This window comes from Pseudanabaena biceps PCC 7429, assembly GCF_000332215.1.
Lineage (GTDB): Bacteria > Cyanobacteriota > Cyanobacteriia > Pseudanabaenales > Pseudanabaenaceae > Pseudanabaena > Pseudanabaena biceps.
In genome coordinates this window covers 1-24566 of record NZ_ALWB01000058.1, presented here as the reverse complement: position 1 = coordinate 24566, position 24566 = coordinate 1, and the positions used below count along the sequence as shown (strand labels likewise).

The 24566-nt window shown below is 41.0% G+C and carries 17 protein-coding genes, 2 pseudogenes and 1 CRISPR repeat array; of the genes and pseudogenes, 15 read left to right on the top strand and 4 right to left on the bottom strand.

Annotated features, from left to right (window positions below; translation table 11 throughout):
* Positions 1-145: 145 nt before the first annotated feature.
* The gene (locus tag PSE7429_RS08675) at positions 146-2377 is read right to left on the bottom strand and encodes an NADP-dependent isocitrate dehydrogenase (RefSeq protein WP_009626766.1); all 2232 of its coding nucleotides are present in this window, start codon (positions 2375-2377) and stop codon (positions 146-148) included.
* A gap of 167 nt (positions 2378-2544) precedes the next feature.
* Positions 2545-3597, bottom strand: coding sequence for a DUF2806 domain-containing protein (locus PSE7429_RS08670; protein WP_009626765.1), 1053 nt, complete (start codon positions 3595-3597; stop codon positions 2545-2547).
* A gap of 254 nt (positions 3598-3851) precedes the next feature.
* On the opposite strand from PSE7429_RS08670, the pseudogene PSE7429_RS27925 reads away from it, so the two are divergent.
* Together PSE7429_RS27925 and PSE7429_RS08665 are read left to right on the top strand one after the other, a co-directional pair.
* Positions 3852-4043 (top strand): annotated as a pseudogene (locus PSE7429_RS27925) (hypothetical protein).
* A pseudogene (locus PSE7429_RS08665) lies at positions 4036-4372 on the top strand (type II toxin-antitoxin system PemK/MazF family toxin). Before PSE7429_RS27925 ends, PSE7429_RS08665 begins: the two co-directional pseudogenes overlap by 8 nt.
* Before the next feature lie 108 nt (positions 4373-4480).
* Here the strand turns inward: PSE7429_RS08665 and PSE7429_RS08660 are convergent.
* Positions 4481-5347: a WYL domain-containing protein gene (locus tag PSE7429_RS08660; protein ID WP_009626763.1), complete on the bottom strand. Its 867-nt coding sequence runs from the start codon at positions 5345-5347 to the stop codon at positions 4481-4483.
* A gap of 400 nt (positions 5348-5747) precedes the next feature.
* Here PSE7429_RS08660 and PSE7429_RS08655 point away from each other — a divergent pair, with 400 nt between their 5' ends.
* The 8 genes from PSE7429_RS08655 to PSE7429_RS08620 all read left to right on the top strand — a co-directional run bounded on the left by PSE7429_RS08655 (position 5748) and on the right by PSE7429_RS08620 (position 15007).
* Complete coding sequence (locus PSE7429_RS08655; RefSeq protein ID WP_009626762.1) at positions 5748-6239, top strand: hypothetical protein; 492 nt, start codon at positions 5748-5750, stop codon at positions 6237-6239.
* Positions 6240-6720: 481 nt separating this feature from the next.
* Positions 6721-6903, top strand: coding sequence for a hypothetical protein (locus PSE7429_RS08650; protein ID WP_009626760.1), 183 nt, complete (start codon positions 6721-6723; stop codon positions 6901-6903).
* A gap of 66 nt (positions 6904-6969) precedes the next feature.
* Positions 6970-9426 (top strand): hypothetical protein, encoded by a 2457-nt coding sequence (locus PSE7429_RS08645; protein ID WP_009626759.1) that lies wholly within the window; start codon positions 6970-6972, stop codon positions 9424-9426.
* A complete protein-coding gene (locus PSE7429_RS08640) occupies positions 9426-10301 on the top strand; it encodes a hypothetical protein (RefSeq protein ID WP_009626758.1) in 876 nt (291 codons plus the stop codon). The genes PSE7429_RS08645 and PSE7429_RS08640 overlap by 1 nt, the downstream gene beginning before the upstream one ends.
* 2 nt (positions 10302-10303) lie before the next feature.
* Positions 10304-11131, top strand: a complete 828-nt coding sequence (locus tag PSE7429_RS08635; protein WP_009626757.1) for a hypothetical protein — start codon at positions 10304-10306, stop codon at positions 11129-11131.
* Positions 11124-13829, top strand: coding sequence for a CRISPR-associated helicase Cas3' (gene cas3, locus PSE7429_RS08630; protein WP_009626756.1), 2706 nt, complete (start codon positions 11124-11126; stop codon positions 13827-13829). Before PSE7429_RS08635 ends, cas3 begins: the two co-directional genes overlap by 8 nt.
* A gap of 5 nt (positions 13830-13834) precedes the next feature.
* On the top strand, positions 13835-14419 hold the full coding sequence (locus PSE7429_RS08625) for a hypothetical protein (protein ID WP_009626755.1): 585 nt from the start codon (positions 13835-13837) through the stop codon (positions 14417-14419).
* A 33-nt stretch (positions 14420-14452) separates the two neighbouring features.
* A complete protein-coding gene (locus PSE7429_RS08620) occupies positions 14453-15007 on the top strand; it encodes a Uma2 family endonuclease (RefSeq protein ID WP_009626754.1) in 555 nt (184 codons plus the stop codon).
* A gap of 49 nt (positions 15008-15056) precedes the next feature.
* Here PSE7429_RS08620 and PSE7429_RS08615 read toward each other — a convergent pair whose 3' ends face one another.
* The gene (locus PSE7429_RS08615; RefSeq protein ID WP_009626753.1) at positions 15057-15521 is read right to left on the bottom strand and encodes a hypothetical protein; all 465 of its coding nucleotides are present in this window, start codon (positions 15519-15521) and stop codon (positions 15057-15059) included.
* A 2-nt stretch (positions 15522-15523) separates the two neighbouring features.
* On the opposite strand from PSE7429_RS08615, the gene cas6 reads away from it, so the two are divergent.
* The 5 genes from cas6 (at position 15524) to cas2 (ending at position 19032) form a co-directional block, all read left to right on the top strand.
* Positions 15524-16441, top strand: coding sequence for a CRISPR-associated endoribonuclease Cas6 (gene cas6, locus PSE7429_RS08610; protein ID WP_009626752.1), 918 nt, complete (start codon positions 15524-15526; stop codon positions 16439-16441).
* Between the two features lie 13 nt (positions 16442-16454).
* Positions 16455-16814 (top strand): four helix bundle protein, encoded by a 360-nt coding sequence (locus PSE7429_RS08605; RefSeq protein ID WP_009626751.1) that lies wholly within the window; start codon positions 16455-16457, stop codon positions 16812-16814.
* 78 nt (positions 16815-16892) lie between these two features.
* Positions 16893-17474 carry a CRISPR-associated protein Cas4 gene (cas4, locus tag PSE7429_RS08600; RefSeq protein ID WP_009626750.1) on the top strand — a complete coding sequence of 194 codons (582 nt, stop codon included), beginning with the start codon at positions 16893-16895 and terminating at the stop codon, positions 17472-17474.
* 125 nt (positions 17475-17599) lie between these two features.
* Positions 17600-18604 carry a type I-D CRISPR-associated endonuclease Cas1d gene (gene cas1d / locus PSE7429_RS08595; RefSeq protein ID WP_009626749.1) on the top strand — a complete coding sequence of 335 codons (1005 nt, stop codon included), beginning with the start codon at positions 17600-17602 and terminating at the stop codon, positions 18602-18604.
* 155 nt (positions 18605-18759) lie between these two features.
* The gene (cas2, locus tag PSE7429_RS08590; RefSeq protein ID WP_009626748.1) at positions 18760-19032 is read left to right on the top strand and encodes a CRISPR-associated endonuclease Cas2; all 273 of its coding nucleotides are present in this window, start codon (positions 18760-18762) and stop codon (positions 19030-19032) included.
* Between the two features lie 269 nt (positions 19033-19301).
* A CRISPR array of direct repeats spans positions 19302-24377; the repeat unit is 37 nt; unit sequence GCTTCAAAACCTCTAAAACCCTTTTAGGGATTGAAAC.
* Positions 24378-24566 lie beyond the last annotated feature (189 nt).

The window sequence follows — 24566 nt, the reverse complement described above, 5'->3', positions numbered from 1 at the left end:
TTTTTCCTGCTCTTTTTCTGATTAGCTTAATCAACTTAGTCTAAACTCCAGCAAATAAGTGAAGGCGGCACTCTGTGCCGCCTTCACTTATTTGGGTTTTGAATGGCGTAGCCATTTCTTAACTTGGTATTACATTGCCATAGTATTAATGGAGCGAACTAATCGCCTCATTGAGAGTCTGACTAGGACGCATCGCTTGACTAGCCTTATCAGGATCAGCAAAATAATAGCCACCAATATCCACAGATTGACCTTGAACAGCACTCAATTCTTGAATAATTTGACTTTCCTTATCCGCCAAGATCTGCGCCAATTCAGCAAATTTTGACTTAAGTCCCAAATTCTGATTCTGCTCCGCTAAAGCTTGCGCCCAGTAGAGAGCGATATAGAAATGACTGCCCCGATTATCAATGCCGCCGCTCTTGCGGGAAGGTGATTTATCGTTGTTGAGATAGAGGCTGTTGGCTTGGTCTAGGGCGACTGCCAAGATCTTCGCATTTTCATTGTTTGTCTTGCGTCCAAGGTCTTCGAGTGTAACGGCGATCGCTAAAAATTCTCCGAGGGAGTCCCAACGCAAATGACCTTCCTCAAGAAACTGCTGAACGTGTTTGGGAGCCGAGCCACCCGCACCCGTTTCAAACAGTCCACCACCAGCGAGCAAAGGCACAATCGAGAGCATTTTGGCACTAGTACCCAGTTCGAGAATTGGGAATAAATCCGTAAGATAGTCCCGCAAGACGTTGCCAGTTACAGAAATCACATTTTTACCCACTTTAATCTGTTCGCAGGTAAATTTCATCGCCGCCACAGGGGACAGAATCTGGATATTTAGCCCTGTGGTGTCATGATCTTGCAAATAGGTCTTGACTTTGACGATTAGATTCGCATCATGGGCGCGATGTTCATCTAGCCAAAAAATCGTCGGATTTCCCGTCGCTCTCGCCCGACTGACCGCAAGCTTGACCCAGTCCTGAATTGGTAAGTCCTTAGTTTGGCACATCCGCCAGATGTCACCCTTAGCGACAGAATGCTCAATCAGGACAGTTCCTGATTCATCAAGAACCCGCACTATTCCATCCGCAGGGATTTCAAAAGTTTTATCATGGGAGCCATATTCTTCCGCTTTCTGAGCCATCAAGCCCACGTTGGCGACATTACCTACTGTGGTGACATCAAAGGCTCCATTCTCCTGACAGAATTCAATACAGGCTTGATAAATCGTCGCATAGGAGCGATCGGGAATCATTGCCTTGGTGTCATACGCCTTGCCATCCGCGCCCCACATCTTGCCAGAGGTACGGATAGTCGCCGCCATTGATGCGTCAATAATCACATCGCTAGGAACATGCAGATTGGTAATTCCCTTATCAGAATTGACCATCGCCAAACGTGGTTTCTTTTCATAAACTGCTTGCAAATCTGCGGCGATCGCTTCTTTTTGTTCATCAGGTAAAGATTGAATCTTAGCGTAAACATCCCCCAATCCATTATTCGGATTGATTCCCAATTGCTTGAAGACATCCGCATACTTCTCAAATACATCTTGATAATAGACCGTCACCGCATGACCAAAGAGAATCGGGTCAGAGATCTTCATCATTGTCGCCTTAACATGGAGAGATAGCAAAATATCCTCGGCGCTTGCCTTGGCAATTTCCTGAGCATAAAACTCCCGCAGAGACTTGACACTCATCACCGAAGCATCAATTACTTCGCCTTCTAGTACAGCGGTTTTCTCCTTAAGAAGTTGAGTAAAACCATCGGCTGTGATTAATTCAATCTTAACTACGCCTGCTTTGGGAATTACCACCGATTTCTCGCTACCGTAGAAATCCCCCTCAGTCATGTGGGCAACATGGGATTTAGAATCCTTTGACCATGCGCCAACAGAATGGGGATGTTTTTGAGCAAATTCTTTAACAGCGGCGGCGACACGGCGATCGCTATTACCTTCACGCAATACTGGATTAACCGCACTGCCCAACACCTTAGAATATTTCGCCTTAATCGCCTTCTCTTCCTCAGTTTGGGGATCGGCAGGATAGTTGGGGATGTTATAACCCTTGGCTTGTAATTCAGCGATCGCCGCCGTTAACTGTGGCAGGGAAGCGCTAATATTCGGGAGCTTGATGATATAAGCCTCAGGAGTTTGCGCCAAAGCACCCAGTTCTGCAAGGGCATCAGGTTGACGCTGTGATTCGGTTAAATATTCAGGAAAATTCGCAATAATCCGCCCAGCCAGAGAAATATCCTTGAGTTCAACCTCGATGTCGGCGGCTTTTGTAAAAGCTTGGACTATAGGCAGTAGGGAGTAAGTGGCTAGGGCTGGAGCTTCATCGGTAAAGGTGTAGGTGATTTTTGAGGTTTGATTGCTCATATCGATTGGGCGGATTTCTTGCGGATCTATTACAGATTAAATGATACATGGCTTAGTTAACCCGATTCGTATCGTTGCATCCAGAAATTAGACTCATCCCTAAGCCCAAAAAGCTGAAGATTATCGGCGATCGCATCAACAATCCATATCCTAAAGGTGATCGCTAATTACTGATTTGTAATTTCTACCATTGATAAATTCTGTTTTTGGAAAAAATCCTTAATAGCTGCTGTAAACGAATCATTTGTTTCAATATCTACGATTTTTAAAAGCTCTTTACCTGAACGTGATAGAGCAACACCATCTAAACGCAATTCTTGCCCCCTAGTTCTCTCTGCGGAAGGAACTAGTCCCCAAGAGCGATTCTGGTATTTTAAAGGAAATGGCACATTAAGTCCAACTGCAACACACATACTATAATTCATGTAAGAGTTGAAGTCAGATATGATTAGCCCATACTCTTGAAGAATATTAAGTTGATCAAAATTCAGCCCATAGTTTTGCAGTGAATTTGATGCTGCATTACCACCGAGTGATAAAACACGCGCATCAATTATGTTGTTATCATCCAATCTCAAAGAAATTGAAAGAGAACATAGCAGACGGAATAAATTTGCAGTACGACTATCAAGTTGTCCAATTAGCTTTACTGTCTTGATTGAGAAAGATGATGGCTGATTAATCTCACTCGCCAGAATTCTACCGAAGAGTAGTTGCATCTCCTCCGTACTCTTCTGAGAAGCCTCTTTTTCAAAACTGTTTAACCAATCATCATCAATCGGAGGTATCTCTTTAGCAGTTTGACTGTTAATACTAGGGAGCGTTGCTTCAGATTGAAGTTGTGTAGCAGCCACTTTACAAACTTTGTCAAGATTTATTTGCTCACGAATAATTTTTGATCCATATTTCTGAATTGCAACTCTTGCAAATTCAGGATCTACGTTTATTTGTTCTTCTATTTGTCTGCCGCTCGCGGAAATAATGTTTACTCGCGCCTCGGATGTCGCTCTTATCTCGGATTCAAAGCCTTCCATATAGGCAACAGGAATTTTAGTTGCTGATGAACAGAGCTGGCTAAATGCTTTAATTGCGTTCTTAAGAACTGGAGCGGCAACATGTGACCATAAATTGCCGATAGCATCGGCAGCTTTTGTTAGTTCCTCATCAGATTGACGTTCTATCTTTGAGGTGTTGTTCTCTGACGGGGTTTGTATACTCATTGAACTAATTCAAGTACGCTTACGTTGCTAAACATTAAAATATAATAATAGCTAAATATTGACGTGTAGTTTTGATGTAGTAGCCTAATGATGGCAGTTTATCCTGTATTCCGTTCTAAATCGAAGATGAGCGCATCAAAATCTATCTTCTCAAGGCGATCATGATTTTTTTTGGATTGAGGGGAAGATCGCTGTTTGTTTTTGGGGAGTAGTGATCGTGTTAATCTATAAAATAGAAATTAGGGAACAAAGCTATGACTACTGTCGTACAAGAGCTTCTAAATACCTTTGACAACCTCACATACTGAGAAAGATTAGATTTATTATCAGAAATTCTGAGGCGCACAGTTTATCTAGACTTTGAGCCATTATCCGACGAAGAATTAACACTGAATGCCGAGGATATCTTTCTAACACTAGATGAAAAAGAATTAGTGTATGAATAGCCCCAATCGCGGAGAAATTTGGCTAGTCCGATCTTGGCTATGTCGCAAAAGTCAGACCATGTTTAGTTATTAGTATCCCAGCCCTAGATAGCGATCGAGCATTAGTAACCCTAGTTCCACATACAACAAGTTTGCGCGATTCTAGATTTGAAGTAAAAGTAAAAGCTAAATTTTTGCGAGAAGGAGCATTTGATGTACAAAATCTCATCACAATCCCTCATGCCAAACTTTTACGCAAACTGGGAGAGCTAACATCAGAGCAAATGGAAGAATTAGAAGATGTCTTACTCGTATGGTTAGGATTTGAATCTGAAGAAGATGAAGACTAAGCATAGAAAACTTTGAGAAAGGAGATCGCTGTTTGATTTTTTGTAGAGAGGCGATCGCGCTTTTGGGGTATTGAGAGGGGCAACTATATCCAAATATAAAAACAATTGCTACAGGGATGAGTCCTGATATTTGAGATATAGCGATCGCACTTTTTCTTTGAACTTTTCCCGCACATCTTCTGGTTCGATAATTTCGCAGTCTTCGGCATAGGGCATGATTTCGCGATAGAACCAAAATGTACTACTAATTTTACGAATGATTTGTCTTGTGGGGGGACTGGTGTCTAGCCATGTATGAGCGATATCTTCTTCGCGCGGTTGGTATGCAAAGGCAAGATTGCCCGATAGGTTAAAGGTGACATGAATATAAGCAAGTTGCGATCGCCATTTGCCTTGAATGGATGTAATGGCAGCTTCGGCAGGAATGCGATCAAGTCTCAGACAGCGATTATGTTTGAGATTAACAACATCGTCGCTACTGGCGGATTCTTCGCACCAGCAATCTAAATAGAGTCGCTTATCGTGAGGGGTCACTTGGGCGTAATAAATCGAAAACTGATGGGGGTAATCGGCAGCATCGAGATATTGGAGGCGAAAGGGTTGCTGCTGTTTGATATAGCGATCAATGGTATGTCGCCAAATTTCGGGAGGTTTATCGAGAAATTGCTCTACGTCTCGTCGCAATGGGGAGCTAAGTTCGCTACGTTCGAGTAAGAGATTGGCAATGACTTTAGCATGGTCAAGCTCGCCATAATCGATTAATAACTTGAAGGTACAAGAGAGAGTTTCGATCCGATCGCTTGCCCAGTCATTATTTTTCGAGATTTTGATTTGCTTACGAGCGATCGCTTCGACGAGCTTGGAGATATTTGGGCGATCGCCCCATGTCATGCCAAGTTCTAGTGCGATCGCTTCTAAGTTAGCTTTATCTCGTTCTTTGATAGATAGTGTGATCGATTCACCTTTTCGGGACATATTGGCTTGGGACTTCTAGCTATTAGCTGATGCAATGGCTGTTTTGACTTCACTAATCATAGGCGATCGCTTAGGACTGATGACGATTTTCTAGTGAGCGATTAATAACTTTGACGATGGGGTTTAAGAGTATATCTGTTCCCTTGATTAAGGGTAAGTCTGTCTAAATTTTACCTAGATGATAAGTGTTAGGTATATTTTTGAAGTAAAGTGTCCGTACATTTTATTTGAGAAAGCTCTTGTAAAATTGGTTTTTTAATGAGATTATCTGTTTATAAAGATTTACGGACAAAATTTGATTAATAAAGGATATCTAATAAATTTATGGCTATTCTTAAATAAATTTAGCATAGTCAGAGTCTCTAAAAACTAATCATTAAGGTATTTGGTTACAAATAAGATGACAAGTAGATTGAAGTCGGCAGAAATCACTGGTTCTTGCGCTCAGGTTTGGAATGGGGTGATTATTCCAAGTAACGGAGTTATCTCTGTCAAGATTGATGGAAATAATTTGAGTGCTACGGTTAAGAGTGGATTAGAGAAGAAAGATTCGCGGACGAGAATTCAGAATATTGATAGTGTTGAGCTTCATACTGCGCCGATATATCTGTTGCTAGCGATCGGGATTGGTTTGGCTGTAATTGGTCTGATTGGATGGATTAGCACTTTGGCGAATGGGAGTTCACCGATAGTTGCTTTTTTCCTTCTGTTAGTTGGGATTGCAGCTATAGTTTTGTCAATTTTGAATAAGCAAAGATATATGGCTATTTATAGCTTGCGCTATACGATTGTTCTGTTTATGAAGGGTTCGCCAGAGTTGTATCAGCAATTTGCTATGAGGGTTATGGCTTTGGCGGATAGTTTAAATCAGTCTGAGGTTTCTCAGTCTTAGTGTTCGGTCGGTGTCATGTTTGGATATCGGTGACAGTTTGCATTTGCAGTCGATTAATTGGGCGATCGCTATTTCAGATATTTATGAGGATGTGAGTTTATGACAGAACTATCTTTGGCAGATTTACAACGGCGGGCAGTAACAAAAAAACTTAAGGCAGCTAAGACAACTATAGAAGTTATGCAAAGCCGCCTGAAGATCCCTAGTAGGGGTTGGATGTTGAAAGGTTAGCTATTTTTACGCTTGATGTTTTGTTTCAATCTCTGTAAGAGCTTATGGGTCTTAGCATATCACTGATAACAATTCACAAAACAAAAAGTTGCAGTTAGCTATATTTAGACTTGTGTTTTAACTTTTGAAATTTTGTGCTAGATTAAGGCAAACCAGAGAGATCCTCTAATTTGCCTATGTTGGTTGCGCTTTATAGGTTATCACGGATCTCCTGATTTTTAATGCTCGTAAATCTTAGGAGGTAAATACCGTGAACTACAGATACTCAGGCTTTCCAAGCAACTATGGCGGATTTCAAGACATTCGAGATATTCATTGGAGGGCTACCAATAATGGGATTGACGATGAACTTGATGAAATCGAGGCTATGAGTTTTGAGGACGAAGATGGTGAAATTATTCCTCTAGCTGATTATCTGGCAAGGCGTGAATAATTCTCCTAGCTTGGGGAATAGCAATATTCTCCAAGCTCTCCAAAATTACATTCTGAGGATATACAGATGAACGCTATACGACAGCAGACTAAGATTTTACTCAGTGTTTTAGCTAGTGGAAATCTTGTAGAACAAGAGCATCATTTAATTAATTGGCTTATCAGACAAACTAGCGCTATATCTACTGCTCAGCCTTTTGGATGTTCACGGTTAGTTCGTAAACTAAAACTCAGTAAACCAGTTGCAGATAACTCAACGATAGAAATTGATTACAAACAAGATCGAGTTTTCTATCAAGATCAAGAGCTTGGCAAAATTCAGATTTTGTATAAATCGCCGATCCCTGGTGAGCTACAAGCTAGATTAGCTATAGAAAGCACCATAGATCGGTTTCTGGAATATTTGCAGAAAGTTCATCAGATTGTGGTTTTAGAAGAGAGCGATCGCCATGTGCGGGTATTTATCCCAAATAAGGAGATTCCAGACTTTAAAACACTATGGCGAAAATTTCTTGAAGATGTTGCTTTCTCAACCTTTGGAGAAAATCAGTTAGCTGGGCTAGTTCAGACATTTATTGTCATGCTCAATGCGATTACGCTCTCTGGAAGGGGATTCAGCACTCTTGATGTGCCAATTCTGACGAGAGATCAGGCTAATGTATTAGCGGCTTGGTATTTTGCAGTAGCTAGAGATGTTGAAGGTCGCCAAATAAAACGACAGAAACAAATTGATGCTCTTGTAAAAGAACTAGATAATCCTGATTTGACTGAAAAAGAAGTCAAGTCTAAATCTAAGGAATTGCAAGATAAGCAAGCAATGCAAGATAAAGAAGCTAAAAAATATCAGGAGTATTTTCAAAAAGGTTTTGATAAATCTTTGAAAGAACAAGCTTCTGCATGGCAAGAACTAGGCGTAATCCAAAAGGAGCTAGAGAAAACAGGGCTAACTAAAGCTCAAAAAAATAAGTTGCAAAAACAGCAGGACAATCTCAAAAGTAAAGTTGTCTTTTCTCAGGAGTCAGTGCAGCAGAAAATCTCTTTGTTAGCTGAGTCTAGAGGCGATCCATTTGTATTTTTACAATTGAATTGCTCTCAAGACTTAGAGAAATTTAGAAAAATTGAGACGATCGCAAAAAGTTTCTCGAAAGTGGCAACCGATCAGATTAATGCGACTCGTGGCGATATTTTTACTCAGTGCATTTCTGAAATGTATCGCCTTTTAGAAACAGAAACCTTTGATCCTTTGCCAGAGCCATTACTTAGCGAAGAAATAATTCTTCCTGAATGGCGATCAGCTGGTGATGATAGCAAGGAGTTTTGTTATTCCTGCGGTGTGGCGATCGATGCGAAAACTGCAAAATGGCAAGTTCTCCGATTTATGTTTGAGCGACCTTCACAACGCCGCCAATCATCTTCAGGAGAGGGAAGACCACATATTTGTACTTCTTGCTCTGCGCTTGCTTTTGCGTCTCCGCTAAAAGTAGCTGATGAAAGTATCATTCTGAAGCTCACATCAGTTAAGGGTGACAGAGATTCAGTATCGATTAAAGACTATGTGCGGATGCTCACTAATAAAGAAATGCACCTTAGCGGAGGGCGTTATCTGATCTTAGCGTCCGATCGCACAGGAGGAGGAGATATAGCTGCCCAAAAGCTAGGACAAGTGCAGTATGCAATGGCAAAAGTCGCTTCGATTTTCCCAATCGAGGTATTGACGGACTTTAACTTTTCGTTAATTATCCAAAGTAGCCAACCTATTAATTTACAAAGTCGGCATTTGCTCTTTATTAAAGGAGTAATGGAAGGTTACAGCCAGTCCATTATTATCTCTGGCAAAGATATCAATATGACTTTAGGCGATGCGGTTCGCTACATCGATCAAGACTTGCCGATTCTTGCAGAGTACACGCTAACCAAAATTTCTGCACCCTATGGGCAACTGGAGCTTGAAAAGGTTCGTGAAGCCTATTGGTTAGAGATTCAAAAAGATTTACAAGCTATAGGAGTTTCTATGGAATCAGAAAATCAATTATCAAAACGGGCTAGGTTATATCGAGATGTCGCTGCACTAACTGGTTTAACCTATGCCTTTGCTCAGTCTCTTGAAAATACCGCTAAAGCAGCATCTATGAAAATAGAAGATATTGAGCGTGAGGTAAGCAAACTGATCGAGAAAGTGGATGATGCAGTTGCTTTTTGCTATTACGCGACTTTGGGAGATGAAACCAAGAAAAGCGTCCAATCTCGACTCTATCGCAGTCCTTACAACTACTTTGTCTACGATCAAACTAAGGCTTTGCTTGAAAAGTTAGGCTTGAGCGATCGCGAAACAACCGAAACAGATAAACAGCAAACTTATCTTGCGCTTTATGCTGATGATGTTTTGAGTGCCTACACTCACTTTGCAGAAAATGGTTACTCACAGCCTAAAGACTGGAATGATTTGACCTATCAACTCAAGCTTTCACTCTACACAAGATTCCCTGAACTCGTTCGCAAACTTAAAACTAAAGGAGATAAATAATGTCTACTGGATTACCTGCTACTGATGCTCAAAACCCTCGGATGCACTTTGATATCTACGCTATTTTGGAAGGCTCACAAGAGCTTTATCTCGGACATGAAGTACAAGTCAACATCAATCTTGTGGAAGTTGTCAAACTTCAAACCACCGATGGCAAGTCTATTGAGAAATGCTACATTTCGCCAACAAAGCGTAGAGGAGTTGAACGGCGAAGCCTGATTTGGTCGCCTGTCAAGAGTGGTACTTTATTGGGTGACAAGCTTAAATGTGGTATTCCTGAAACTTGCGCTCAACCTGAATGTCCTATCTGTTCAACGTTTGGCGGTTTGATTGCAGGGAAGAAAACACTAATTGGGCGCGTAACTCATAGTGGTGGTGTCGCTGTTCAAGAGCTTTATCCTGTGGATAAACAGAGAGCTATGCACCCTGCTAGATTAGTCAATCAGAAAGAAGAAACACCAATTCCATTCAAACGTCAGTACAATCAGCCAGGGCTACTTTATCCTGTTTACAATCACGCTCTAAGTATTACTGAAAAAGAGTTTGCGGCTGTTGCCTATGCTTTTCTAGATTCACTGGCACGGATCGGGTCAGGAAATCCTAAAGGGGTTTCTCTTGCAGAAGATTCTACTAAAAAGCCTTTGCTAGTATTCGATCGCTATCTTGTCCCCAGAGGTAAGCGTCCAATTATTTCACCGTCTGTCACCAATGCAGCCGATGCGATCGCGGATTTTCAGCGCTTGGCACATACTCCAACTGTAAATACCGATCACATTTCCGAGCCACTTTTTGATCGCTGGATTGGTGATGCAGCTTTGGAAAAACTACAAGAATATGCTGGCGACTTTGTAAACCGAGTTTTACAGGCATCTTAACTATGTACTGCCTAGAATTTACTATTAAACCAACGGCGGCGATGACATTTCGCATCCTGCCAGGTTCAATTCTCAACATTGCCACTTATCCGTTTGTACCGCCAACTACCTTGTCGGGATACTTACGCAGATTAGCAATGTTGAGCGCAGGGCAGGAACTCCCAGAGACTAAAGTTAACAACGAAAAACCACCTGTTTATGCTTTGCCATCTAAATATCTGAGTTTAGGTGCTTATCCCAAACTAGATGCATGGAGTGGCATTCATCGCACCTATCGCAAGGGTATGAGAAGCTTTAACCATGATGATTTCTCTAAACTCTATGTCGATGGCAAAGGTGAAGATTTTCAACTACATACTTGGGAATACCTAATCGTTGATGAACTTGTGGGTTATGTTGCTGCCGAATCTTTGGAAGGATTGGAACATTTTCAAGATCTAGTTGGTTATGGTTGCAAAATCGGGAAAGAAGGATATGCCTACATTACAGATATTTCTGATCAGCCCATAGAACTAGAATTAGTAACGACTGCGGCTCATCCTTCTACACTTTTACCGATGGAAGCTTTGTTAAATAGCAATCAATTTATCGGCGGATACGATATCTATAATCTTTATCGATATGAGTGGGAAGATCGCGATCGGTCATTACCTTTTGGCGATGGTTTCTTAGACGATAGCCCGACACCAGTAAAAGGGTTTACCCCTTTTGTCTGTGCCTATTTCCCTAGACCAACCGATCCAGCGCCAAGAATCGATTACTACACCAATGGCGAAATTTATATTCCTGCATCTCTTGTCAATCTTTTAAGAGAGGAAACCTATGTCTAAAAGATCATTTGACTTTGGGCGCGTCTTTTTTCCTAAAAATGGTCATAAAATCCCCCAAGAGATTCTTTTTCAACCGTTAGGAAATCATGTTAATAATGTGAGAAAGCTAGTCCATTATTGGAATCTAGAAGATTTTCCTACTGCTAATCCCATAGAATCGCAAAAGCGAGTTTCTTTGGCTGCACATTTACACGATATTGGTAAACCTCAAAAATTTAAGCTTACTCTTAAACTTGACTCAAAGAAGCAGCCTGAATTTTCCTACTCATTTAGAGGACATCGATTTTTAGCTGAATCACCTAACCAGCCTTGGGTTGAAATGTTGGCTAAAGGACATCATGATTTTTCTGTTGGAGATATTTGTAGAGATACTTACATCTTGAAAAATCTTGCTGCGAAGCTTAGTAAAGATCATCCAAATTTAGAGATAGCTGAGAGATACAAAGATATTCTAAATCTTGACTCTTTTGCTTATGCAAGAGAACTCTTCATCCTTGAGATGTGTGATCAAATTGAAGCTGAGATTGCCTGTCGCTTTTTTGAAGACAAAGAGCAGGCAGAATCACGAGCTTTTATGGATTTTAACATCATTGAAAAAGATTCAGAAAAAGGTACTTACTACATCGATCCTTGGATTTTCAATCAGGATGAATTTGAACTTACGCTTGCTCATTGGGTCATGCCTACTCCTGAGAACTTCAAAAAAGCACTTGAGACAGTCAATGATAAGACGCAAGATTCACAGCTAACTGACCAACTCAACCTAGCTGTTAAGAATTGGTGGGAGTCTCAACCGCTTCAAGCAAAATCTCTCACTAATCATGTCAAAATTAGACGATTACCAAAAGATGATTTAGAAAAGTCCGATCCGTTAAAACTTTACCAAGTGTTAGGTAAAGAGCCTTTCTCTCCGAACAAAATGCAGAGAGACTTAGCGCAAGCTCTCGATCCTATTAGCAATCCAGATCCTGCAATTATTCTGAAAGCTCCTACAAGTTCTGGCAAAACAGAAGCTATTCTATTCCCCGCACTGGCTAATGATTATCGTCTATTTCTAGTTTTGCCTACTCGTAGCTTATTAGAAGATCAGAAAGAAAGGATCGAATCATATTTAATTCGATTTTCTAACTTGAACGAAAATAAGGATCGGGAAATTTCTCTAGTTGTCGATACTGGCGCACAGATGGATCGCTGGTTATTTACTAATGGTAAAATGTCAAAGCCTAAAGTGAACTCAAGGAGGCATCTTTACAAAGGCAATGTCATTTTGACAACATTAGATAAATTTCTTTATCGCTACTTTTCTTTTGGCGACAAACAAAAATCTTTCGTTTTCCCTCATCGCATTCATCATAGTAATCATGGCAAAACTCTAATTTGTTTTGATGAGTCCCATAGTTATGATGAAGTCGCATTTACTAACTTCTCTAGCCTGGTAAAGTCACTCTACGAAGCAGGGCGATCACTTGTTTTGATGACCGCAACTATGCCTAAAGAATTGTCAAACCAACTAGATTATCTAGAGACTTTAGATTACATTGATCATTCTGAAATGAATCAATACCATCGAGAGCGTAACTTTGAATGGATTAGCAACATATCACGCGATCCAGAAAAACCTGAAAAAAGTTCTGAAGATTTTCAAAACAATTTCACTCAAATCATTCTCAATGAGTGGAATGCAAAACCTAATCGCCGCATTCTTGCAGTTGTTGAAACTGTTAAAGATGCAGTTGAAATATACAAGAACTTAAAAAACAGCCTCAATATTGTCTCAACAGATAACAGATTCTTGTTTCTCTATCATGGTCGCATTGCCGATCAACTCAGACCAGAGCTATACAAGCAAATCAAGCAAAGGGATGATAATGGACAGCCTTATATTCTAGTCACTACCAGTGCGATCGAGGTTGGCTGCGATCTCAATTCTGAAGTTCTAATCTCTGAGATTTGCCCCCCTGAAAACTTAATTCAAAGAGCGGGACGCTGTAATCGTAAAGGCAATATAAAAGATGCAAAAGTTATCTTAGTCGGTGACAAAATTCAAGATTTTGCCAATAGTCTCGATGATGACGGCTGGACAAATTATGCAGAGACGCTAGTTAACTTGACTAACTTCGACTCTAAACAAATCTCTGAATGTATCTCACGCTCCGAACATATTGATGATTACCGAGTTGTTGAATTATTCTCAATGCTTCATGAATACGTTTATGGTGCTGACCTAACTTGTCAACCAATCCATGAAAAAGGACTTGTCATTACTAGAAGTTGGACACCATCTGCAACATTAATTTATAAAAATGATGAATTCGTTGATAAACATGGGAATAAATCTTTTCCAAAAGTTACAGTTCCTTTAGATCGACTCCTTCAACGTGACGATAATCAATTTGCAAATACTCATGTTTATGAGCGCTACTATGATGTTGAAACAACGCACTGGGTGCTAAGACCGCTTAGATTTGGTTCTGCTTATTCTAAAGATATCGTTATCGAAATGTCTCCCAATAATGACGGAGCATGTATGTATGACGGAAAAGAAGAATACAACTATGATCCAGAGCTAGGCTTTGTAAATTTACCAGGTGTATTTATCAAACTGAGAGCTAAAGGCTTTGAAGAAAAGCTACTCTGTCAACATGAAGACAAGAAAGTTATCATCTCATACACAAAAGCTCTAGATAAGGAGGATTAACAACTATGACTATTCAAGAACTATGCGATATCGAAGCCCAAGCCCTTGCAAAAGAATTTGGCTATAGCTTTGAGCGTAAATGGTTGAACCTTCCACAATATAGAGGTGAACTAGATCGCAGCCCCCAAACCCAAGAACGCATTGAAGAAGTCTTACCCCATGTCAGCCTTACCAGCGATCGCGCAAAACGAGAAATCTTAGTTTCTCCCATCATCAGAGACTTGATTCACTACACCAAAGCCAACATGAGAATTGAGTATCCAATCCAATTTACAGAAGAGTTACAAGTAGTCTTAGACTATTTCATCAAATCTCATCAATGTATCGTGACTACCTTTGCTAAAGAAGCCGACACTAATTTTGGTATGACAGAACTAATTGCCTCACTCATGGCACTCGATCTCTGGCTAGAAGATCCACCACAAACTCACCTCATCGGAGCCGTCACAACTGGCAGAACTTGGGAGTTTGCCAAACTAAACCGCCAGTCCAAACACATTGAACAAGGTTTAGAAATTTATAGCTTGCTCAAAAATTTTGATACCTTGATGCGAATTTTAGTACAGGCAGTAACAGGTGAAAACCAGTAAACCAGTTAAATCTAAAACAGGAAGATATCGCAAATGCTTGCTAGACAACCAGAACTAACCTACTCAGAATATCTCGCTTACGAACAAGCAAGTCCTAAAAAGCATGAGTTTGTTAATGGACAAGCTTATGCAATGGCTGGCGCGAGTGAAGATCATAATTTGCTCGTTGGTGGTTTATTCTCAAGGATTTGGAATCATTTACGCGGTAAACCTTGTCGTGTCTTTTCTTCAGACATGAAACTCACGATCGCCTCTGCAAATAACGCGACTTATTATCCTGACGTGATGGTCGTTTGCGATCGCACCGATAGTGATCCCTATGTCAAACTTAAACCTTGTCTCTTAATCGAAGTTCTATCACCTTCTACAGCCATGCTAGATCGGCGAGAAAAGCTTTTCAACTATCAGAAATTGGAATCTTTGCAAGAATATGTGATGGTTTCTCAAACTGAAATCAAAGTAGACCTTTATCGCCGCGATCCTGAAGGTTGGTTAGTCCAATCCTTGAGCATAGGTGAAAGCATACAGATGCAATCGATTGATTTAGCGATCGCCCTTGCAGATATTTATGAGGATATCGAGTTATGAAAAAATGAATGCCATTAATTCAATTAATTGAGCGATCGCGACTGCTCAATTAAGCCCCAAAGCCCTTTTTATTTTTCTTAGACTTGATTGGTTTGAGTGTTCTACCACTATTAGCGATCGCTAATCTCATACTTCGTAATTTCTGATATTCCCTGATTTTTGTCGCCAGAGGGTGACTCGTATCAATTCTAAGATGGGTAAGAGACATGACCAATGCTTTAGATTTTTGATCGTCTTGATCGCAACTTGAGACTTCAGCATCTTTAGCACTTATGCTACAAAGTATACCCGCCATATCACCAGCATAGAACACTTTATCCATCTCATAGACTGTATTTGGTTCAGCAAGATATACACCTTGTTCTTTGAGTGCCTGAAACCCTATTTCATTGATCCGAACATTAATAGGAAGACTAGACTCCATATCTAGAAATAGTTGACGCGCAAAAACTGGATCATCAATAGTTGCGGTAGCAAACATTCTCTCTGTTATTTCACTGATATTTTCATTCATATATGCCTCATAGTTTAGTTGTTAATTTTATGCCGAAAACACCAATTTATCCTGAATACCTAACAGGACGGCATATTCACGCACTTTTTTTAACTTTAGTTAGCTCCGTTGACAAGGAATTAGGCGATCGCCTGCATGGTGAAAAAGCTAATAAGGGATTTGGGTTGAGTCCGATTGTGGTGATGGGTAACGGGTCATTGGTGATGGGTAATAGGTCATCGGTAATAGGTAAGCCCAAGCCCAAAAGAACCTCCCAATCACCAATCACCAATCACCAATCCCAAAATCACCAATTACCAATAACCAATTACCAATCACCAATCCCCCCCTCAACCCCCTGCTGGTGGCGCATCTCTCTGTTAGATGAAGTTCTCTTTGGCAAACTCACAGGACTTTGGCTCAATCTCAACCCCGATCGCGCTTTTCATCTCGGTTCAGCCGATCTGTATATCACGGGTATTCTCGGTACGCCGCAATCCAGACAACCTTGGGCAAACTTCGCCACCTACCAACAAATCTACGATCGCGCCTCCGAAACCGAACGAAACATTACGTTTCACCTTGCGACTCCCACCGCTTTCCGTCAAGGTAAATACGACTCACCATTACCCACTCGCGATAATGTATTTAAAAGTCTATGCGATCGCTGGAACACCTACAGCGAAATCCCAATCAATCCCGAAATCATCGAATATATCTTTCCCAGCCGCTTTGACATTAAGACAGAAGTTGTCAAAAATTACGACACCCATAGTTTTATTGGCTGCATTGGGGAAATCGGCTATCGAATTCTCGGTGATGCTTCGCCAGAGACAATTAAACAAATTAATGCTCTAGCAGACTTTGCAATGTTCGCAGGAATTGGCAGGAAGACAACAATGGGGATGGGGATGGTTAGGCGGGTGATTGGTAATTGGTGATTGGTGATTGGTTATGGGTAGACCTGATTTTGAGGATTTGGAGATTTATCGATTGGCGGAGAGTTTGGCTAATGAGGTATGGGATATGGTGAGTTTGTGGGATCAGTTTGCTAAAGATACTGTGGGCAAACAAATTGTGCGATCGGCAGATAGTGTTTGCGCGAATATTGCCGAAGGACGTGGACGAGGAAGTTTAAAAGACAATCAAAGATTTATCAGAATTGCAAGAGGTTCCCTCTATGAAACAACCAGTTGGCTCAGACTAGCCTACCGCCGCAAACTACTAAACCCCGAACAAGTCCAAAAACTAAAATCCATCCTAAATCCACTACTCCCAAAACTAAACGCCTACCTAAATTCCCTAAATCGATAAGAAGGAAAAGGTAAAAAGACAAAATAAAAATACAATCCCCAATTACCAATTACCAATTACCAATTACCAATTACCATCATGGAACCCATCCCCATCGCCTCCCTCAACCAATACGCCTATTGCCCTCATCGTTGCTGGCGAATGTTTTGTGCAGGAGAATTTGTCGAGAATCATTACACCATTGAAGGAACCGATCTGCATCAACGAGTACATACAGTTGGCGAAAATCAACGGGAGGAAACTTGGCAAATCAGGGCAATCTGGCTGAAATCAGAAAAATATGGTTTGATTGGCAAATCCGATTTAATTGAAGAAGTTGATGGCAATCTCTATCCCATTGAATATAAACGCGGACATAAAGGCGAGTGGGATAATGACGCAATGCAGGTTGTGGCTCAAGCGTTCTGTTTAGAGGAGATGACGGGTAAAAGCATTACAAAGGGCTATGTTTATTATGCTCAAACCCACCAAAGACAAGAGATTGAGATTACGGCTGAGTTGCGGAATGAGGCGATCGCGGCAATTACGGAAATCTCGCAAATGATGGAAACTGGCAAAATACCTCCTGCAATCTATGGCAATCGTTGTAAAGGATGTAGCTTGTTTACTCAGTGTGTACCCATGGCGAAGGAAAAGGTTAGTAAATACAAAGAAGGGTAATTGGTAATTGGTGATGGGTAATTGAACAATCCTTGACTAAATTTCCGTAATCGCTCACCCCTTAAACCTACCTTAGCTAAAAAAATAAAATCAACCAATCACCAATCACCAATCACCAAAAAACTATGGGAACTCTCTACATAACTCACGATGATTCATTTATTGGCAAGACTGATGAACGTTTGACAGTCAAAGCCGATAAGAAACAGTTAATTGATGTGCCATTGATCAAAATTGATGGATTAGTAATTCTCGGTCGCGCCACGATTTCTCCTGCGGCAGTGATCGAACTGCTAGAGCGAAAAATCCCGATGTCCTTTATGACGGGAACGGGGCGTTTTCTTGGTCGTTTGGAACCTGAGCTAACTAAAAATATTTTCGTAAGGCGATCGCAGTGGGGTGCAGCAGGGGAAACACCAAAGGCAATCCATATGGTGCAAGCCTTTGTGCGCGGCAAGCTCAAGAATTATCGAGCGTCATTAATGCGACATATGCGGGATTATCCCGATAATGACTTACAGAAAGCGATTGGCGATCTCGAACGAGCGATCGATTCGCTGGCGACCATTAAGGCGATCGCTAGTTTGCGTGGTGTGGAGGGGCATGGCAGTGCTGTTTATTGGCAAGCTTTTCCCAAATTAATTCGCGCCGATGGGTTTAGCTTTACGACCCGTAATCGCCGACCACCTGTCGATCCTGTGAACGCAATGTTAAGTTTTGGCTATTCTCTATTACGTCACGATATTCAAGGGGCGCTAAATATTGTCGGTTTCGATCCCTATCTTGGCTATTTGCATACAGAGCGCTACGGTCGTCCCAGTCTTGCCCTCGATCTTATGGAAGAGTTTCGCCCCTTGATTGTCGATGCGATCGTGTTGTCAGCAATTAATCGTAAAGCGATCGCACCCAAGGATTTTACTTCTGAACCTCTGAGCAAGGCGATCTCTCTATCTAATGATGCGAGAAAAGTTTTCTTAACGCTGTACGAACAGAAGAAACAGTCAAAATTTAAACATCCCGTTATGGATCGTCAATGTACGTATCAAGAGGCTTTTGAGCTTCAGGCAAGATTGCTGGCTAAGTATCTAATGGATGAGACAGATAAGTATCCACCTTTGGTTTTGAAATAGGATTTTAGCGATTAGCCTTTAGCGATTAGCCTTTAGCGATTAGCTTTTGGCTAAATTAAGAGCTAATGGAATGAAAGCCTAATAAATTTCAAATGAACTCCAGCCTTTAACTTAATTAAAATGCTAAATGCTAATCGCTAATCGCTAAAATCCTCATGTTCATAGTCATCTCCTACGATATTCCTGAAGACAACCGCCGTACTAAGATTCATAAGATCCTCAAGTCCTATGGGCAATGGATGCAGTTTAGTGTCTTTGAGTGCGAGCTTACTGATGCTCAATATGCCAAGTTGCGATCGCGCTTGAGTAAGTTGATTAAACCTAGCGAAGATAGCATTCGCTTTTACTTCCTATGTGGTTGCTGTCAGCCTAAAATAGAGCGTATTGGTGGCGAGCAGGTGCGAGACGACACAATATTTTTCGCTTGATTTTTAGTTCATGATTTGCGCGAGTCGTTGGGTGTTTTTGAGGAATGTATGCAATTGTTGGTAATAAATGTGTTAACTGGTATGAATTTGGAGGCGATCGGGCGCGTTGTTCGGTTCGCGCAAGTCCTGATTGCTTTGCTGCATCTAGGTTTCCAATGTTTACTACAAGATCGCAATTCGCTTCAATCAGCCCAAATCTGCTACAATTGCGATCGTTCGCGCAACTGTACCTTGAAAACTAAATATGATATAGTTTCTAGGCGCGAACGGCTTCAAAACCTCTAAAACCCTTTTAGGGATTGAAACATCAAAATACCGAAAGATGCTGAAAAACTCTATTGGCTTCAAAACCTCTAAAACCCTTTTAGGGATTGAAACGGTTTTTAAACCCAAACCTATGAGGTTGATATGAAAGCTTCAAAACCTCTAAAACCCTTTTAGGGATTGAAACTTTCTGATAAGCTAATTTCTCAGTAAGTTCTCGTAGCTTCAAAACCTCTAAAACCCTTTTAGGGATTGAAACTTGCTTTAATCTGGGCGATCGCCTCGGTCTGCCAACGCTTCAAAACCTCTAAAACCCTTTTAGGGATTGAAACCAGTGAACGGACGTAGAGCCGTAAATAATAACTGGGCTTCAAAACCTCTAAAACCCTTTTAGGGATTGAAACTGGTATCCAAACTGCCATAGACAATACCCAAAAAAGCTTCAAAACCTCTAAAACCCTTTTAGGGATTGAAACTACTAGAATTGAGGTATATAAAAACAGACCTAATGCTTCAAAACCTCTAAAACCCTTTTAGGGATTGAAACGTCTCAGAAACGCCTACAGCTATAGCAAGCTTTTTCGCTTCAAAACCTCTAAAACCCTTTTAGGGATTGAAACTCATTTTGAATAATTAATGCAGAGCAGAAATAAACGCTTCAAAACCTCTAAAACCCTTTTAGGGATTGAAACAAATTTTTCATTGGATTTTTCGATGTCTGTCCGCAATGCTTCAAAACCTCTAAAACCCTTTTAGGGATTGAAACACACTTGGCAACAGTGGTTATGCTCGGCACTCAACGCTTCAAAACCTCTAAAACCCTTTTAGGGATTGAAACAAAGCGATCGACTAACCCCATAACCAATCACCAAGCTTCAAAACCTCTAAAACCCTTTTAGGGATTGAAACACAAACCTCAAACCTAATCATGCAGACCGCATTCCGCTTCAAAACCTCTAAAACCCTTTTAGGGATTGAAACAATGAGCGCTTCATTCGACAGCAAGACTTTCGCCATGCTTCAAAACCTCTAAAACCCTTTTAGGGATTGAAACTTACCTAAGCTTCGTGCAAACCTAGAAAATGGAAAGTCCGCTTCAAAACCTCTAAAACCCTTTTAGGGATTGAAACAAAGCGATCGACTAACCCCATAACCAATCACCAATGCTTCAAAACCTCTAAAACCCTTTTAGGGATTGAAACAAAGCGATCGACTAACCCCATAACCAATCACCAATGCTTCAAAACCTCTAAAACCCTTTTAGGGATTGAAACTCAAGGAAGCCTTGCAACTCTAGAAACTGCAAATATGTCTGCTTCAAAACCTCTAAAACCCTTTTAGGGATTGAAACTACCTCTACCACAAAGAAAACAGTGTCATTAAAGCTGGCTTCAAAACCTCTAAAACCCTTTTAGGGATTGAAACATCTTCCGAAGGGGTGTTCCCAAACAAGAACGCAGCTTCAAAACCTCTAAAACCCTTTTAGGGATTGAAACACGTATCCGTAGAATTGAGTCGCCGGAATAGACTGCTTCAAAACCTCTAAAACCCTTTTAGGGATTGAAACCTTCCATTTCATTCTCCTCTTAGGGCGGATCGTAGCTTCAAAACCTCTAAAACCCTTTTAGGGATTGAAACCCAAATAGTAAGTATTTGGGAAAATGATGGGAGGCGCTTCAAAACCTCTAAAACCCTTTTAGGGATTGAAACCTAAGGTACTTTGGCCCCGATGGATTCTCAGGGACGCTTCAAAACCTCTAAAACCCTTTTAGGGATTGAAACGCGGCGAACAAACATATCCACCCCAGTTTGGGATGCTTCAAAACCTCTAAAACCCTTTTAGGGATTGAAACTGGGAACATCCCTTTGGAAGATTACTCCCCTTGAGCTTCAAAACCTCTAAAACCCTTTTAGGGATTGAAACCCATTTCTGATAAATCCTTTGGCGAGGGAAATGAAGCTTCAAAACCTCTAAAACCCTTTTAGGGATTGAAACTCGCCTACTTGATTTCGGAGATTAACGGATTACAAAAAGCTTCAAAACCTCTAAAACCCTTTTAGGGATTGAAACCGCATACCTTGCAGATGCAATCTGATATTTTGTGGCTTCAAAACCTCTAAAACCCTTTTAGGGATTGAAACGCATTAGCTGAATTTATCCTGTCAAGTCCGAAATGGCTTCAAAACCTCTAAAACCCTTTTAGGGATTGAAACAAGCCCCTTGGCGACGTACGGAATCAGCCCCCCTTTGGAAGCTTCAAAACCTCTAAAACCCTTTTAGGGATTGAAACGTAGCGCGCGCGTGTCAATACGACCACTTCTTTCGGCTTCAAAACCTCTAAAACCCTTTTAGGGATTGAAACAAGAAAGGGGGGAACTCATTGCCAGCTGAGACTATGCTTCAAAACCTCTAAAACCCTTTTAGGGATTGAAACAAGTTGGCTCGGGTAAAGGCGTTCAAGCTTTTGTTGCTTCAAAACCTCTAAAACCCTTTTAGGGATTGAAACCCAATCTTATCATTCATAAATTCGCCCAATTGAGAGCTTCAAAACCTCTAAAACCCTTTTAGGGATTGAAACCGTTCGCCGCGATAAAAAAACCTACACAAAAAGGGCTTCAAAACCTCTAAAACCCTTTTAGGGATTGAAACAGCAATCCGAAAAAGAATTCATTCCATCCAAGGGCAGCTTCAAAACCTCTAAAACCCTTTTAGGGATTGAAACAATTTACACATTATGTCAAGGTGTTTAGGGCTTGCTTCAAAACCTCTAAAACCCTTTTAGGGATTGAAACATTAGGGCTGGTCTCCATCATTCTTCCCAGTATCGCTTCAAAACCTCTAAAACCCTTTTAGGGATTGAAACGCATACCCATAGAATTGAGTAGCTGGGATAGATTTTGCGCTTCAAAACCTCTAAAACCCTTTTAGGGATTGAAACTTTTTATCGCGCCGAACGAGCATATCTACCCCAGTTTGGCTTCAAAACCTCTAAAACCCTTTTAGGGATTGAAACTCCTCTTCATTTACGTCGCCAAACTTCTCTTTATAGCTTCAAAACCTCTAAAACCCTTTTAGGGATTGAAACGCCAGTGCCATAAATAAGCCTTCCATTTTATTCTCCTCTTGCTTCAAAACCTCTAAAACCCTTTTAGGGATTGAAACGCCGCGATTGTTGGAATATTGCAATTTAAAATCCCACTCAGCTTCAAAACCTCTAAAACCCTTTTAGGGATTGAAACGTTTTGAGGAACGGAATAATAGAACTTCTGTATCCGCTTCAAAACCTCTAAAACCCTTTTAGGGATTGAAACGCTAAGACGTATTGCTACTGGTCAAGAACCTAGCGCTTCAAAACCTCTAAAACCCTTTTAGGGATTGAAACACCTTTACTTAACAAGGATAGAGCTATGAGTTATGCGGCTTCAAAACCTCTAAAACCCTTTTAGGGATTGAAACTGATTAAAGCAAAGATAAGGTATTAACTTATGATGCAAGGAATGAGAGGCTTCAAAACCTCTAAAACCCTTTTAGGGATTGAAACGGACAGGCGTCTAACATTTATCGAGATAAAATTGAGCTTCAAAACCTCTAAAACCCTTTTAGGGATTGAAACGGAACATCAAAAAAGAGGGGCACTCCACATGCACTTAGCTGCTTCAAAACCTCTAAAACCCTTTTAGGGATTGAAACAAGAATAAAGAGGTAGTTGACAGGTCGCCTGACGGCGCTTCAAAACCTCTAAAACCCTTTTAGGGATTGAAACTGTAGGCTTACCAACAAAGTATGATCCCTTAACCTTGCTTCAAAACCTCTAAAACCCTTTTAGGGATTGAAACTCAATGCAAGACACTTTTAATCAATTTAAGATAGCCGCTTCAAAACCTCTAAAACCCTTTTAGGGATTGAAACATCAACAATTTAGGCAGTATTTTACGGACGCTTGGAGCTTCAAAACCTCTAAAACCCTTTTAGGGATTGAAACACGGGTGCTGTAGGCGAGTCCCGTCGATTCTTCTAGCTTCAAAACCTCTAAAACCCTTTTAGGGATTGAAACCCACATCCATCGCATAGGATTTGGTAATTGTTTGGGCTTCAAAACCTCTAAAACCCTTTTAGGGATTGAAACTTCGGTATACATTCTGCATCCCAATCGTAATCTGAGCTTCAAAACCTCTAAAACCCTTTTAGGGATTGAAACTTCGCCGCATCAAATTCCTTAAAAGCTGACACAGCATCATGCTTCAAAACCTCTAAAACCCTTTTAGGGATTGAAACATCTGCCTTCAAGGATTTCGATCGCATCATCAACAGCTTCAAAACCTCTAAAACCCTTTTAGGGATTGAAACAAGGCAAAAAAAGCCCAGCAACGGAATGTTTTCGTTGGCTTCAAAACCTCTAAAACCCTTTTAGGGATTGAAACATATTCTACCGTCTTTCCATGGTCACCCGTCTCAAGCTTCAAAACCTCTAAAACCCTTTTAGGGATTGAAACTGGCTGTCGCGCACAAAAGCCCGCTGTATCTACCTCGCTTCAAAACCTCTAAAACCCTTTTAGGGATTGAAACCGGCTGTGGTACGCTACGGGAACGGGATATAGACGGAGCTTCAAAACCTCTAAAACCCTTTTAGGGATTGAAACTCGTTTCGCGCCGCCTTTTGCTTGAGATAAGTCGGGCTTCAAAACCTCTAAAACCCTTTTAGGGATTGAAACACCTGATGGCGCAGAATTGAACCCCGCATCAGGCGCTTCAAAACCTCTAAAACCCTTTTAGGGATTGAAACCCCGTATCTTCAGCTTCCAATGCGTTCATTTCGGGCTTCAAAACCTCTAAAACCCTTTTAGGGATTGAAACGCAGATCGACTTCCTTCCATCCCTGCGCGATCGCCTCACGCTGCTTCAAAACCTCTAAAACCCTTTTAGGGATTGAAACGTTGCGGGTACGACTGCGATAATTCGGGCTTTCAATGGGCTTCAAAACCTCTAAAACCCTTTTAGGGATTGAAACGCGTCAAGATGTTCACCAAGTCGCGCCGGATCGGGGCTTCAAAACCTCTAAAACCCTTTTAGGGATTGAAACATTGAGTTTGCCTTTATCAATTTTGTTTTTCTGACGGCGTTGTTGCATGAATAAAAAGAAGACAAAAGAATAGAGAATATTAGGATAGATAATTAACTAACAACAGAACAGGAGACAGGTTTAGCAAGTTGAATCATGCGATTAAGCGCAGCACATTTGATGAACAACTCAACCGCCTGATTGTCAAAT

Bases quoted from the DNA above. Each gene is read 5' to 3' on its own strand.
- PSE7429_RS08675 (WP_009626766.1), bottom strand. From the start codon at position 2,377: ATGAGCAATCAAACCTCAAAAATCACCTACACCTTTACCGATGAAGCT.
- PSE7429_RS08670 (WP_009626765.1), bottom strand. From the start codon at position 3,597: ATGAGTATACAAACCCCGTCAGAGAACAACACCTCAAAGATAGAACGT.
- PSE7429_RS08660 (WP_009626763.1), bottom strand. From the start codon at position 5,347: ATGTCCCGAAAAGGTGAATCGATCACACTATCTATCAAAGAACGAGAT.
- PSE7429_RS08655 (WP_009626762.1), top strand. From the start codon at position 5,748: ATGACAAGTAGATTGAAGTCGGCAGAAATCACTGGTTCTTGCGCTCAG.
- PSE7429_RS08645 (WP_009626759.1), top strand. From the start codon at position 6,970: ATGAACGCTATACGACAGCAGACTAAGATTTTACTCAGTGTTTTAGCT.
- PSE7429_RS08640 (WP_009626758.1), top strand. From the start codon at position 9,426: ATGTCTACTGGATTACCTGCTACTGATGCTCAAAACCCTCGGATGCAC.
- PSE7429_RS08635 (WP_009626757.1), top strand. From the start codon at position 10,304: ATGTACTGCCTAGAATTTACTATTAAACCAACGGCGGCGATGACATTT.
- cas3 (WP_009626756.1), top strand. From the start codon at position 11,124: ATGTCTAAAAGATCATTTGACTTTGGGCGCGTCTTTTTTCCTAAAAAT.
- PSE7429_RS08625 (WP_009626755.1), top strand. From the start codon at position 13,835: ATGACTATTCAAGAACTATGCGATATCGAAGCCCAAGCCCTTGCAAAA.
- PSE7429_RS08620 (WP_009626754.1), top strand. From the start codon at position 14,453: ATGCTTGCTAGACAACCAGAACTAACCTACTCAGAATATCTCGCTTAC.
- PSE7429_RS08615 (WP_009626753.1), bottom strand. From the start codon at position 15,521: ATGAATGAAAATATCAGTGAAATAACAGAGAGAATGTTTGCTACCGCA.
- cas6 (WP_009626752.1), top strand. From the start codon at position 15,524: ATGCCTCATAGTTTAGTTGTTAATTTTATGCCGAAAACACCAATTTAT.
- PSE7429_RS08605 (WP_009626751.1), top strand. From the start codon at position 16,455: ATGGGTAGACCTGATTTTGAGGATTTGGAGATTTATCGATTGGCGGAG.
- cas4 (WP_009626750.1), top strand. From the start codon at position 16,893: ATGGAACCCATCCCCATCGCCTCCCTCAACCAATACGCCTATTGCCCT.
- cas1d (WP_009626749.1), top strand. From the start codon at position 17,600: ATGGGAACTCTCTACATAACTCACGATGATTCATTTATTGGCAAGACT.
- cas2 (WP_009626748.1), top strand. From the start codon at position 18,760: ATGTTCATAGTCATCTCCTACGATATTCCTGAAGACAACCGCCGTACT.